The sequence below is a fragment of the Microvirga mediterraneensis genome, assembly GCF_013520865.1.
Lineage (GTDB): Bacteria > Pseudomonadota > Alphaproteobacteria > Rhizobiales > Beijerinckiaceae > Microvirga > Microvirga mediterraneensis.
Genome location: NZ_JACDXJ010000001.1, coordinates 3890890 through 3903431 on the forward strand (window position 1 = coordinate 3890890; position 12542 = coordinate 3903431).

At 63.5% G+C, this 12542-nt stretch carries 9 protein-coding genes and 1 pseudogene; 4 read left to right on the plus strand and 6 right to left on the minus strand.

The annotated features are described in order from the left end of the window. Positions 1 to 18 precede the first annotated feature (18 nt). The 5 genes from H0S73_RS18550 to H0S73_RS18570 are packed head-to-tail and all read right to left on the minus strand — an operon-like array spanning position 19 to position 6947. The gene (locus tag H0S73_RS18550) at positions 19 to 2397 is read right to left on the minus strand and encodes a glycoside hydrolase family 31 protein (RefSeq protein WP_181053537.1); all 2379 of its coding nucleotides are present in this window, start codon (positions 2395 to 2397) and stop codon (positions 19 to 21) included. Between the two features lie 22 nt (positions 2398 to 2419). Beyond that, the gene (locus H0S73_RS18555; protein ID WP_425488231.1) at positions 2420 to 3499 is read right to left on the minus strand and encodes an ABC transporter ATP-binding protein; all 1080 of its coding nucleotides are present in this window, start codon (positions 3497 to 3499) and stop codon (positions 2420 to 2422) included. Between the two features lie 13 nt (positions 3500 to 3512). After that, positions 3513 to 4562 (minus strand): carbohydrate ABC transporter permease, encoded by a 1050-nt coding sequence (locus H0S73_RS18560; protein WP_181053539.1) that lies wholly within the window; start codon positions 4560 to 4562, stop codon positions 3513 to 3515. A 7-nt stretch (positions 4563 to 4569) separates the two neighbouring features. Then, positions 4570 to 5607: a carbohydrate ABC transporter permease gene (locus tag H0S73_RS18565; protein WP_181053540.1), complete on the minus strand. Its 1038-nt coding sequence runs from the start codon at positions 5605 to 5607 to the stop codon at positions 4570 to 4572. A 59-nt stretch (positions 5608 to 5666) separates the two neighbouring features. Further along, on the minus strand, positions 5667 to 6947 hold the full coding sequence (locus H0S73_RS18570) for an ABC transporter substrate-binding protein (protein WP_181053541.1): 1281 nt from the start codon (positions 6945 to 6947) through the stop codon (positions 5667 to 5669). Positions 6948 to 7303: 356 nt separating this feature from the next. Here H0S73_RS18570 and H0S73_RS18575 point away from each other — a divergent pair, with 356 nt between their 5' ends. Then, positions 7304 to 8314: a LacI family DNA-binding transcriptional regulator gene (locus H0S73_RS18575; RefSeq protein WP_181053542.1), complete on the plus strand. Its 1011-nt coding sequence runs from the start codon at positions 7304 to 7306 to the stop codon at positions 8312 to 8314. A gap of 195 nt (positions 8315 to 8509) precedes the next feature. Here H0S73_RS18575 and H0S73_RS25845 read toward each other — a convergent pair. Further along, positions 8510 to 8676, minus strand: a pseudogene (locus H0S73_RS25845) (IS5/IS1182 family transposase); the annotation flags it as partial. Positions 8677 to 8868: 192 nt separating this feature from the next. On the opposite strand from H0S73_RS25845, the gene H0S73_RS18580 reads away from it, so the two are divergent. The 3 genes from H0S73_RS18580 to H0S73_RS18590 all read left to right on the plus strand — a co-directional run bounded on the left by H0S73_RS18580 (position 8869) and on the right by H0S73_RS18590 (position 12450). Then, entirely contained in the window at positions 8869 to 9249 is a 381-nt protein-coding gene (locus tag H0S73_RS18580) for a DUF2267 domain-containing protein (protein ID WP_181053543.1), read from the plus strand. Positions 9250 to 9961: 712 nt separating this feature from the next. After that, positions 9962 to 11935, plus strand: coding sequence for a methylmalonyl-CoA mutase subunit beta (locus H0S73_RS18585; RefSeq protein WP_181053544.1), 1974 nt, complete (start codon positions 9962 to 9964; stop codon positions 11933 to 11935). Between the two features lie 146 nt (positions 11936 to 12081). Further along, complete coding sequence (locus H0S73_RS18590) at positions 12082 to 12450, plus strand: hypothetical protein (protein ID WP_181053545.1); 369 nt, start codon at positions 12082 to 12084, stop codon at positions 12448 to 12450. Positions 12451 to 12542 lie beyond the last annotated feature (92 nt).

Genomic DNA, 12542 nt, shown 5'->3' on the forward strand with positions numbered 1-12542 from the left:
GGGATCCTTGCCGAGGCCTCACCCCTGGAACGCCGGTGCGCCCTGCGCCACCTTAATGGCTCCCTCGGGCGTTTCGATCCGGAGCTGTCCTTCGATGGCCACGGTGCGAACCGAGACCGTGTCGAAAGCCGGCCGGTAGGAGCCGATCGTATCGTGCGACAGCACGAGGTCCTTGCCGTTCCGCCGCAGCTGAAAATGAAACTCCAGCCGGCTGTCGCCCCGCCAGTCAGACGTATCGCCGTCGTCCTCGTAGAGATCCGCATGGGCGCGGTCCCGCGGGGCCCCAAAGACGATCAGCTCGCGTTGCGTGTCGGCTCTCGGATCAATCTTGTCGATTTGCCGGGTCACCGGAATCATGGCGCCACACCGGACGAAGACAGGCAGACGGCCCAGAGGGGCCGGGACGTTGATCGTCTGCCCTCCGTCAAAGTGGCGGCCGTCATGAAAATCGAACCAGCCGCCCGGATGGTCAGGCAGATAGACCTGCCTGTCCGACGCCCCCTCCTCGAGAACGGGCGCAACCAGAATGTCCGGTCCCAGCATGAAGCTGTCCTGGATATTCAGGGCCGAACGATCCTCAGGGAAGTCGTAGAACAGTGGGCGCACGACCGGCTCGTTCTCGCGCGAGGCGCGCCACATCTGCGTGTAGAGATAGGGCATCAGCCTGTAGCGCAATTTGATGACGTCGCGAACCTGCGGAGTGACGCTCTCGTGCATCCAGGGAAGGTTGACGACGCCATTGTCCTTCCAGGAATTCATGACCATCCGCGGCCAGAGTGCGCAGAACTCGACAAAACGGCAGAACAACTCCGGATTCGGGCTTGGTCCGTGGAATCCGCCGACGTCATGTCCGATGTTGAACATGCCCGACAGGCTCATGGTAAGCCCTTGGGTCAGATTGAACCGAAGGGTCTTCCATGCGGTTTCATTGTCGCCGGACCAGGTCTGCGCATAGCGCCATAGGCCGGCCGCGCCGCCCCGCGTGATGGCATAAGGCCGCTTTCCGGGCGCATCGGCAGCCTGCGCTTCGTAGGAGAGCTTCGTCATGAGAAGTGGTTGCGCCGGTCGCGCCAGGACTTGCGGGAACGGGCGCCCATCACCGTTGCAGATGGCATCTTCGTCCCAGATCTCGTATTCGTTGTTGTCGTTCCAGACCGTGACGACGCCATAGTCGAGCAATGCGGACTGAATACCGTTCCGCCACCAAGCGCGCCCGTCGGGATTCGTGAAGTCGACATGGAAGCCAAGGCCGTCCCAGAACTGCGCCACGGCCGGCTGAGCCGTTGCGCCATCCGTGACGAGGATCCCCTGCTTCATGGCTTCATCCAACCGAGGATGATCATCGAGTAGGCAAGGCTTGAGATTGGTGACGGGCTGCATGCCGGCTTCTTTCAGCCGGCGCATGGTGCCTGCCGGGTCCGGAAACTTATCGCGGTTCCAGTTGAAGGCGTAACGGCGGTGGCCGATCGATGTATAGCCGGAGCCGAAATGAAAGCTGTCGCAGGGAATCCGGTGGTAACGGCACTTCTCGATGAAGTCCGTGATCCTCGCATCGGCATCGGGCGCGTCCGCGATGGTCATGGACGTGGTGGCGAAGCCCAACGACCATTTCGGTGCGAAAGCCTGACCGCCGGTCAGCCAGGAGAAGCGCCGCACCACGTCCGGAACGCTCGGCCCCGCGATAACATAGAAATCGAGGTCCCCATCCTGTGCACTGTAGGATCGGAATAGTCCATGATAATTGTCGATCGTGCAGCCCAGATCCATCTCGCCGATGGCAAGGTTGTCGTAGAACACGCCATGCGCACCCGCCGGGCCGTCGACAAGGAGGAACGGAATCATTTTATAGAGCGGATCGCTCAGCTCTGCGTCGAACCCGCAGGGGTCCACCGCGTCGATCTTAAAGCGGCGGCCAGTATGATCGAGAGGACCTGCCTTGTCGCCTACACCGTAGTGACGATCGTGTTCATCACGCGCCATGACATGCTGCAATGCACCGGTCTTGCGCGAAACGAAATACGCCTGCGTCTGACGGTCCTGCAGGAAGGGACGGCTTTCTCCATCCCGGTGCCAGGCAATTCCGAAAGGAGCCAGCGTGATGACGGCGCTCAGGCCTTCGGCGGAGAGCACGACGGTGCCGTCCTGTTCCGTGACGGATGCATCCGGGCAGGCAAACCCCTCCGTGGAATCCCTCGTCCTGCCTTCATAGGCGGGCTCAAGTCCATTCGGCGCGATGCTCCAGCCACGGTCGAGGCGATAGCCGCCGTCACGTTTCATCACGACCCGACCGATATCCTGCTCCAGAATGCCAACGCGCAGTTCCGTATTCCATCCGAGTTCGAACACGGCCCAGATTCCGTCGCGGCCGCGATAGCGGCCCTCCGTCAGCGCTTTCATCGAAAGTGTCTCCTCAGCAGTATCAGCGAATGCGGATCGCGTGTCCGTCCACGTCGAAAAGGTGAAGCGCCTCGCGCTTGAGGCGAAGCCCAACCCTCTGCCCTCGGTCGTATCCGGCCTGGCCATCCTGGCGCACGGTCATCTGCGGCAGGCCTGGAGCCGACCCATACAGGTAGGTTTCGCCTCCGAGCTGCTCCACCAGGTCGACCGTGATAACGAGATCCGCCTGGGTTTCGTCCACGACATCGATGTGCTCGGGGCGGGCACCCAGTGTGATGCCGTCGCCTGGAGAAGCCCGGCCCGTCGACGGCACGGCCATCGCCCGCGTGTCGTCTCCGATGATGACCTGCCCTGGACCGGTCACGCGGGCCGGGAGCAGGTTCATGCGGGGCGAGCCGATGAAGCCCGCTACAAAGAGATTGTTCGGATGGTTATAAACTTCGAGGGGCGTTCCGACCTGCTCGATGCGTCCGGAACGCAGCACCACGATGCGGTCCGCCAGGGTCATAGCCTCGACCTGATCGTGAGTGACGTAGATCATGGTGCCACCGATCTCTCCATGCAGCGCGGCCAGCTCCTTGCGCGTGGCGACGCGAAGTTCCGCGTCCAGATTCGACAGCGGCTCGTCGAACAGGAAGATCTTCGGGTCGCGCACGATCGCGCGGCCGATCGCGACACGCTGGCGCTGCCCGCCCGAGAGGGCCTTCGGCTTGCGGTCGAGATAATCGGTCAGCTGCAGCATCTGGGCCGCGCGACGGACACGCTGATCGATGTCCGGCCGGCTCAGGCCCATGTTCTCCAAAGCGAAGGCCATGTTCTTGTAGACGCTCATATGCGGGTAGAGCGCATAGGACTGAAAAACCATCGCGAGCCCCCGATCCGAGGCCGGAACGTTCGTGACGCTTTGCCCGTCAATTCGGATGTCACCGCCACTGACCTGCTCCAGACCGGCGATGATGCGCAAAAGCGTGGACTTCCCGCAGCCCGAGGGACCTACGAACACCACGAACTCGCCATCCTCGATCGTCAGATCGACTCCATGAATGATCGTAGCGCTGCCATAGGATTTCTTGATGTCTGTGAGCTTCAGCTCTGCCATGATTCATCCAATCCGGTTATTTCATCCCGGTATTGGCGATACCGGTGGTGATGAAGCGTTGCAGAAACACGAAGACGATCGCCACTGGGGTCAGGGTCATCACGGTCATCGCAAGGAGATATTGCCACTGCGTCTGCAACTCGCCCTGGAACGCATTGAGACCGATCTGAAGTGTGTAGGACTCCGTCTTCGTCAGGACGGCCAGCGGCCAGAGAAACTCGTTCCAACGCCACATGATCGAGAAGATCGTCAGCACCGCGAGCGCCGGCAGGGTCAAGGGCATGACGATGCGCCAGTAGATCTGCCATTCCGACGCCTTGTCCATGCGAGCCGCTTCGATGAGATCGCGCGGCAAGGTCAGCATGTACTGTCGCAGGAGGAATACGCCTGTCGGTGTCGCCGCCCCTGGCAGGATCACGGCCCAAAGCGAATTCACGAGGCCGAGATTGGTCACCACGAGATAGACCGGAACCAGGATGATGGTGATCGGGATCATGAGCGTACCGATCACCATCAGCATGGCGGCGTTCTTGCCCTTGAACTCGTAGATCGAGAGGGCATAGGCCGCCATGGAGTTGATCAGAAGCGTGATCAGCGTAGCGACCACGGTCACGAAGACCGAATTGGCGAGGAAGCGCGGGAACGCGAACCGTTGCAGCGGCTCGGAATAGTTCTCCGTCGCCAGAGAGAACTCGCGGACAGGGGTGCGCTTGTCGATGGCGACCCTAAAGGTCTGACCCGGATTTGCAGGATCGATCATTTGTGCCTGGATGCCGATCCTCCGGACCTGCGCGAGTTCGCGTTTAGTCCCGTCCTCCATGGTCACCGTGAACAAGGGCAGCGGCTGTGGGTAGCCTGACACGACGACCTCCTTCTGCGACAGGGGCAGAAGCGAGGGAGGAAACTCCAGGAGGCTCGCCTGCGTCTTGAACGACGACAGGACGAGCCACAGCACCGGCCCGAACATCAGAACCACGCCGAGCAGAAGGTACGTATAGGCCGCAATGTCGGTCCAGTGCCAGCTCCTGGGATTGCGGCGCGCAGTGGCGAGATGAGCAATGTTCATGACGGCCTCACGAGGACTTGCGTTGCGTGAAGGCGAGTTGCGCCAACGTCAGGGCGAAGAGTACGATGCCGAGGACAACGGATGCCGCCGCTGCGAGCCCGAAATTCTGAACCTGGTTCGAGAATGCCGTCTCGTAGATGTACTGCACGACCATGAGGGTGGACGTTCCCGGTCCGCCGCCCGTCAGCACGAACACCTCGTCAAAGGTCTGCACGGCACGGATCAGGGACAGCACGATCACAACGATGAGGTTGGGCCAGAGCAACGGCAGGGTCAGGCGCCAGAACACGCGCCAGCGGGGCGTCGCGTCCATCTCGGCGGCCTCGTAGATATCCGCCGGAATGGCTTGGAGACCCGCCAGCAGGATGAGGGTGTAGAACCCCATATGGGCCCAGACCGATACGAAGATGGCCCAGAACATGGCCCAGCCAGGTTCCGTCAGAAAGAGAATTCTGTCGCCGCCCAGGCCTGTGATGGCGGCATTCAACAGTCCGTCGCGCTGCAGAATCCACTTCCAGATCAGCGCCACCACGACGGGAGACAGAAGGACGGGGAAGAAGTAAACCGCGCGAAAGAAACCCCGGCCGCGGATCTTCATGTTGAGAACGACGGCGGTCAGGAGCGACAGCCCCACCATCGCGACGACCTGGAACAACGAAAAGAAGAGCGTGTTGTAGACGCCGCGCCAGAAATGATCCTCACGGCAGGTGTTCGGATCCACATAGGACCCGCAATCGAACAGATACGAATACTGACCGGCCCCCACATATGGGCGCTCGGACGGAAACAAAGCGGGGCCGCCCGTGACCGAATAGACGACGTTGATGGCGATCGGCACGAAAACGAAGAGGCCGAAGAACACGAGGTTCGGCAGGAGGAACACATAGGGCATCCGCCGCTCGCCGATGAGGCGCTGCAGACCGGCCATCGGCCAGTCGAAAATCCGAGCGACCAGTTTCAGGACGGGATTCGGTCCGCGCGATTGGATGAGGCTTCCTGACGGGGCAGGCGATGTCACCGGAGAGGTTTTCGACGTAAGGGTCATGTGTCTTCAGCCAGAGCGAGGATGCTCCGGGCGACTGCGCCCGGAGCAAGGATTCGGGCTTACTTCCTGGTACGCTCAGCAATCTGCTGCTGCACATCCGACTCGATGCGCTGGTAAGCCTCGTCGAGCGTGGATTCTCCAGCGATGGCCTGGCCGAGCCGGCTGATCACCGCGTTGAAGATCACGCGGTTATGGACATAGCCCTGAAGCTTCGTGGCGACCGGGGAGAGTTGCGCCACTCCTTCATTGAAGACCTTCAGCGCAGCCTTGCCCTGCGACGTGGCGCTCTTGTATTCGAGGCCCTTCTTCGCGATGCCCAGGTGACCCGGCACGAAGAGGGAGCGCTCATAGAACTCCGCCGCGATCGGCTCGCTGGCGAGGAACTCCACGAGGCGCGCGACCTCCTGAGGATGCTGGGTCGTCTTGATGGCCACGAGCGCGGCACCGCCGGGCATGCCCGAGCAGTTGGCAGGCCCGCAGGGCGTCGGAACCGCCACCCAGTCGAACGCATCGCCGATGGTCTTGTCGAACTGCCCGATCTGCCAGGAGCCGGACTCGTACATCACGACCTGCGCGTTCTTGAACTCGTCATTGGCCCCCCGGTAGGCAGTGCCGGCGACCGAGCCCCAGAGTTCCTTCGACATCACGCCGTTCTTGTGCCAGTCGAAGACGAGCTGCGCGCCTTTCTTGAACCCTTCGTCGACGACGGCGGGCTCGCCCTTGTCGTTGAACAGCTTTGCGCCCTGCGTGATGGCGAGGCTGAAGAATCGATGGCCGGACCGGTCGATGGCGACTGGGAACGGCGCCTTCACCTTGGCCGCAACATCCTTCGCGGCTTTCGCCCATTCCTCCCAGGTCGCCTTCGGACCCGGCATGGGAACGTTTGCCTGCTCGAACAGGGTCTTGTTCACGAACGGACCCGTCAGGGTGAGCTGGGTCATGAAGCCCGGGATCGAGGTCGTGTCGCCCGGAACCCGCATCCATTCGAGGAAGGGCCCGAAATTGGTCTCGAAATAGGCCGGGTCCTTCAGATGAGGACGCAGGTCCAGCATGTAGCGCGCCACGCCTCCGAGATCCGCGACGCGCGCGAGGTCCGGCCCCTGCCCGGCCGCGAGCTGGACCGGCAGGTTCTCGTTGATGGCTTTGAACGGGACCTGATCGAGAACGACCTTGATGCCTTTGTTCTGCTCCTCGAACCGGCGCAGGAGATCGGACATGACCTCGCCCTCGTTTCCGTCCGAGTACCAGGTCATTCGCAGCGTCGTTTGAGCTTGAGCATTGCCGGCTCCAAGGCTCGCTGCGAGTAAGGCGCAGCCCAGGAGCATCGTTGTCCTCTTCATCGTTTCCTCCCTCTTGTATTCTTATCGAACGTCGAGATTTGCTCGGATCTGTGGCGCCACGGGGGCATCAGATCTCATTGAAGCCCTTCTCCTTCGGACGGCGCCATCCTCGCGGCGGAGGAGTTCGCCGAACTTGGATCGGGCCGGACTTTACTCAAGTCGCGCACCAGTCCGTGACTGCTTGCCGGCGGCCTATCCGCCATGGCGCAAGCAACCTGTTGCCGGCACTAACGCCGATCTTGCGCTTGGAATTTGGCAAACGTTTGCCTAAACTGTCTATCAGCCTTTGGTCTAAGCAACCTTGTGAGTGCATGAGGGCTCTCGACAGGACAGGCGAATGTGGTGAACAAGATGGCATGAACAAGCAGAAACCCATCAGCCAGGAACCTGTTTCACTGGCAACGGTAGCGGCTCAGGCCGGCGTTTCCGTTGCGACTGTGTCGCGTATCGTGAACGGCGAAACCCGGCGCGCATCCGCCGAGACCGTCGAGCGCGTTCAGAAAATCGTGGCCGACCTCGGCTATCGGCCGAACCACGTGGGACGGACGCTGCGCAGGCGGGAAAGCCGGGTCGTCGCTATGCTCTCCCCCAACCTCGATAACCCGGCGATGGCTGCCATCGCGGCCTCGGTCGAGACGGCCCTGCGCTCGGCGGGCTACGTCATGATCCTGTGCGACACCCATGACCGCGCGGATCTTCAGGACGAATATCTGCACGTGATGCGATCGCAGCTCGTTCAGGGATATATCGTCGTCAATCCCGTGCGCAGCGAAGCGCTGTCGGCTTCGGTCGCCCGGGGCGACCCCATCGTGTTCGTCGGACGCCGAAACCCTGACGGAGGTGGCGCCTTCGTGGGAATCGATAACCGCGGGGCCGGAGAGGATGCGGCCGACCACCTTTGGGCCCGAGGGATCAGGAAGCTCGCGGTCATCCAACCGACGCAGGGATCGTCGGCGACGCGCGATCGTGTCGGCGGCTTCATCACGCGGCTCGAGGAGCTGGGACTGCCCGATAACGCCATCCGTCAGGCCGAAGCGCCGGGCCTGTCGCACTTGGAGGTCGGCTACGCTGCGGCTCGGACGCTCGTCGACGGTCGCCCGTGGCCCCAGGGGCTGTTCTGTCCGAGCGATCTCATGGCCTATGGCGCTTACCGCCTTGCATTGGAAGCCGGTATCCGCATCCCCGAAGATTGCAGGATCGTCGGCGTCGACGATAACAAGCTCAATGCCTGGATTACGCCGTGGCTCACCTCGGTCCACATTCCCTATGCGGATTTCGGCGCCAAGGTTGTGGATCAGCTGCAAGCTCTATGGGCCGGAGAGCAGCCCTCCGAGCAGCTTCTGCCGCATACGCTTATCGCCCGCTAATTCAGCCTATCTCGCGTGTTACAGCTTGAGGTCTCCTTGGCTAGGCGATAGGCAAGACCATACGTCACCTCGTGCGCCTCGTCTTCATCAAGGCGATGGCTTGTCGCAAATGGGCCCAGTCGACCAAGCGCCCCACGTCGTGTCGGACCGAGCGTCGAGACGATCCGCAAACAGGTGCAAGCGGCTTTTCGGCAGTGGGGCCAGCTTGACCATCAGGAGCCGCCCGTCGGTGTCCACCGCGATGTGGCGCTTGTACCCGACGATCTTCTTGCCGGCAGCGCCCCCTTGGCGGCGTAGGGAGGCTTGACCGCCGGGCTCGCCTCACATCCGGCCCGCTCCCGATCGAACATCAGCGCGGCGTCAGGATCATCTGGAGCAGGAAGCGGCTGGCCACGGCCCGACAGAAGCCCCACAAGGCGGTTTCTCATAGAGGCCTTAAAGTAGCACTCCCCTCTGAGGATCTTAGATGTCCCGTGGCGAGTTTCCACTGTCGGGTTTCTTGATTTAATAGTTTAGTTATGAACTATCCGCCATCCAAGCCTCAGGAGAATCAGATGGAAGAACTCATCGCCCGCATCACGCAGAAGACCGGCCTCGATCAGGCGACCGCTCACAAGGCCATCGGGCTCATCCTGGGATACCTTCAAAAGGAGGGTCCGCAGGAGGAAGTCAACAAGCTGATCGCGGCCCTGCCGGGCGCTCAGGACGCCATCGAGCAATCCAAGACCGGGGGCGGCGGCGGCCTCATGGGCATGGTCGGGTCCATGGGCGGCGGCGTGATGGCGCTCGGCGGCCAGCTCATGGGCATCGGCGTCTCCATGGGCCAGATGCAGCCGCTCGGCAAGGAACTCTTCGCCTATGGCCGCGAGAAAGCCGGCGAGGACACGATGGGCACCATCATGGGCTCCATTCCCGGCCTGTCGCAGTTCGTCTGAGCCGCAATCCGTCATCACCAGGCTTGTCCCGGTGATCCCCATGGGTTGCAGCGCTGCGCCTCCTCGAATCGGAATGGCTGGCCATGACGGGGCGGGTGTCATGCCCGGCCGGAGCGCAGCGGAGGGGAAGGGAATCCGCACCGTACGCTCCGCGCCATGGATCCCCTTCCCGGCCTTCAGCCGCCGGGGATGACAGCGGAGCGCGTCACCGGAGCGTGGTGGTCGCTGTCAAAGAGCCAGCACCTTGGGGCCCGCAGCTTGCGCTGCGAGCCTTTCGGGTTCGAGGGTGGCGCGTCGGGCAGCCCGGCTCGCTCTCTAAGGGTGAATGTGAGAGCCGAACTGCTCGTCACGCACGGTTCTTTTCAGGTGGACCAGCTGGGGAGCCCCCAAGGTCGACCTCCCGCGACCACAGGATTGCGAGGCCTGCGGCGGGACCGTGCCTGCTCTCACTCTTGCGACGCCTCGCGAGCGCGCCCCTCGTCAGAGCAGATCTAGGCAACGATATAGCCAAGGTTATTCGCCCTGTCAAGAACAAAATGAGAACATTCGATCCGGCCGACCTGACGGCTCTCCCCGTCATGGCTGTCCGTTCGTGGTGAGGGAGGAATGAGGGCATGCCCGCGCAATGCCGTCCTTTGGGGCATTCCCACTCTCGCCTCGTCCCGGTATTGTCCGGCGCAACCGATGAGCCCTCCTTCGGACGAGGATACCCATGGACGATCTCTCTCTCGCGGCTGAATTTCCGCAAGCCACCCGCGAGCAATGGCTCAAGCGGGTCGAGGGCGTGCTGAAGGGCGCGGACTTCCGGAAGAAGCTCGTCTCCCGCAGCCATGACGGCATCGATATCCAGCCGCTCTATGCCAAGGCGGAAGGATCCACGCCCGTCGCGCGCGAACAGGCGGGCCGCTGGCGTGTGTCGCAGCGAATCGACCATCCCGATCCCGCGAAGGCCAACGAACTCGCGCTGCTCGACCTCGAAGGCGGCGCCGATGCCCTGACGCTGGTGGCCCACAAGGCTCCCGCCGCGCGGGGCTTCGGCGTGCGGATCGGCTCCCTCGACGATCTCGATCAGGCGCTGTCGGGCGTGATGCTTGACCTCATCCACCTGCGCGTCGATGCGGGTGGGCATGGCCGCCAGATGGCCGCGCTGGTCCTCGCCCTGGCTGCGCGGCGCGGCCACAAGCTTGCCGACCTTTCCCTCGATCTCGGCCTCGACCCCATCGGGGCCATGGCCGCTCAAGGGAAGATGTCCGCCTCCTGGGACACCATGGCCGGGCGGATGGGCGACACCCTCGTCCACCTGACGGAGCAGGGTTTTGCCGGTCGAGCCTTTCTGGCCGATGGGCGCGTCTATCACGAAGCCGGCGCCAGCGAGGCGCAGGAGCTTGCCGCCGTGCTGGCGACCGGGGTCGGATATCTCCGCGCCCTGGAGATGCAGGGGCACACGCTCGACGCCGCCCGGCGGGCGCTCTCCTTCCTCCTCGTGGCCGATGCGGACGAGTTCCTCACCGTGGCGAAGCTGCGGGCCCTGCGGAGGCTCTGGGCGCGAGTGGAACAGGCCTGCGGCCTGGAACCGCGGCCGATCCGCCTCCACGCGGAAACCGCCTGGCGCATGACCACAAGGCGCGACCCTTGGGTGAACATGCTGCGCACGACGGTCGCGGCCTTCTCAGCCGGGATCGGCGGCGCGGATGCGGTCACGGTGCTGCCCTTCACGGCAGCCCTGGGCCTGCCCGATGCCTTCGCCCGACGTGTCGCGCGCAACACGCAGCTCATCCTGCTCGACGAGTCGAACCTCGCCCGCGTGACCGATCCGGCCGCGGGCGCGGGCGGGTTCGAGGCTCTCACCGATGCCCTGTGCGAAGAGGCCTGGGGACTGTTCCAGGAGATCGAGAGCGAGGGCGGAATCCTGGAGAGCCTCAAGGGCGACAAGCTCCAGGCCCGCATCGCCATCGTGCGGGCGCAGCGGGAGCAGGCCGTCGCCACCCGCAAGGAACCGATCACCGGCACGAGCGAATTCCCGAACATCCATGAGACGGAAGTCACCGTCTTGATGCCGGCATCGGGCGAGCCCCTCTCTCCCAAGGGCGAGGAGAAAGCGGCAGGAGAGCAGGTCGCGCCTGCGGAAACCTCCTTCTCGGCCCTGGTCCGGATGGCCGGACAGGGAGCAACCCTTCCCCAACTGGTCGGCACGGCCTCGGGCCCCTCGCCCGTCGCCATTGCGCCCCTGCCCTCAACCCGGACGGCCGAGCCCTTCGAGCGCCTGCGCGACCGGTCGGACGCGCATCTCGCGAAGACCGGCGAGCGGCCTAGGATCTTCCTCGCCAATCTCGGGCCGATCGCAGCCTTCACGGCGCGCGCCACCTTCGCGAAGAATTTCTTCGAGGCCGGCGGCATCGAAGCCGTCACGAACGACGGGTTCTCGGACGTAGGCGCGCTTCGAAAGGCCTATCTCGACAGCAGGGCCGGGCTGGCCTGCATCTGCTCGACGGATGAGATCTATGAAAAGCACGCCGAAGAGGCGGCTCAGGCCCTGGCATCCGCCGGATCCCCCCTCATCGCCCTCGCAGGGCGGCCGGGCGAACGAGAAGAGCAGCTGACCCGCGCCGGGATCACGACTTTCATCTATGCGGGGTGCGACACGCTCAAGGTTCTGAGCCGGGCTCTCGACGAGGCCTGCTCGTAAGCCTTCCCCCCTCGAAACGGGAGCCGCTTCATCGACAGGGATGAAGCGGCTTTTCTGCTGCTCACGGAAAGCTGAGGCGCCGCGCAGGAACCGGCCCCGGGGACTCACGTTGGTTCAGCCTGTTTCCCACTATCCCGGAGCGTTCCATGCGTGTGATTTCCTGGCTCGGTGCTGCAGCCCTGACGGCCATCGTCATGTCTCCGGAGGCCCATGCGCAGGCTAACCGTTTCGATGGCCGATGGAGCGTGGAAGTCGTGACCGAGAAGGGCTCCTGCGACCGGGCCTACCGTTACGCCGTCATCGTCGAGAACGGGCGCGCCCGCTACGGTGGACCGGAGGACTTCAATGTGAACGGCCAAGTCGGCCGCAACGGCGCCGTCTCCGCCAGCATCTCCCGTGGCCAGGACCGGGCCAACGTTTCCGGCGGCCTGTCCGGCAGAACCGGCCGCGGCACATGGTCGACCTCGGGCGGACGGGTCTGCTCGGGCTATTGGAATGCGGAGAAACGGGGGTGACGAGCCCCTTGTGTCATTACCGGCCGGAGCGAAAGCGGAGGGGAAGGAATCCATAGCGCCGCGCGTGAAAGTGGATCCCCTTCCCTCGCCTC

Coding starts and splice junctions, on each gene's coding strand:
- H0S73_RS18550 (WP_181053537.1), bottom strand. CDS start 2,397: ATGAAAGCGCTGACGGAGGGCCGCTATCGCGGCCGCGACGGAATCTGG.
- H0S73_RS18560 (WP_181053539.1), bottom strand. CDS start 4,562: ATGAACATTGCTCATCTCGCCACTGCGCGCCGCAATCCCAGGAGCTGG.
- H0S73_RS18565 (WP_181053540.1), bottom strand. CDS start 5,607: ATGACCCTTACGTCGAAAACCTCTCCGGTGACATCGCCTGCCCCGTCA.
- H0S73_RS18570 (WP_181053541.1), bottom strand. CDS start 6,947: ATGAAGAGGACAACGATGCTCCTGGGCTGCGCCTTACTCGCAGCGAGC.
- H0S73_RS18575 (WP_181053542.1), top strand. CDS start 7,304: ATGAACAAGCAGAAACCCATCAGCCAGGAACCTGTTTCACTGGCAACG.
- H0S73_RS18580 (WP_181053543.1), top strand. CDS start 8,869: ATGGAAGAACTCATCGCCCGCATCACGCAGAAGACCGGCCTCGATCAG.
- H0S73_RS18585 (WP_181053544.1), top strand. CDS start 9,962: ATGGACGATCTCTCTCTCGCGGCTGAATTTCCGCAAGCCACCCGCGAG.
- H0S73_RS18590 (WP_181053545.1), top strand. CDS start 12,082: ATGCGTGTGATTTCCTGGCTCGGTGCTGCAGCCCTGACGGCCATCGTC.